This window comes from Paraburkholderia sp. 2C, from assembly GCF_054589215.1.
The window spans coordinates 1-217 of record NZ_BAAILL010000084.1 but is presented as its reverse complement, the minus strand read 5'-3'; the positions used below and the strand labels follow the sequence as shown (position 1 = coordinate 217).

Here is a 217-nt window from a genome sequence, read left to right as displayed (position 1 = left end):
CGACACGGTGCTGGCTGATGTGACACGTCATTGGCAGAACGTGCTGGGCGCCGTACAGGTCAAGACGCCGGATCGGGCGATGGACCTGATGCTCAACGGCTGGCTGCTGTATCAGACGCTAGCCTGCCGGATCGAAGCGCGCTCGGCGTTCTACCAGGCAAGCGGCGCGTATGGGTTCCGCGACCAGTTGCAGGACATGATGGCGCTGACGCACGTG

General features: G+C 63.6%; 1 protein-coding gene. It reads left to right on the top strand.

Going from position 1 to position 217, the window contains the following annotated elements; all coding sequences use genetic code 11:
* Positions 1-217 (top strand): GH36-type glycosyl hydrolase domain-containing protein (locus tag ACYPXD_RS34125; RefSeq protein ID WP_459719773.1); only part of this gene is annotated, 217 nt, incomplete at both ends.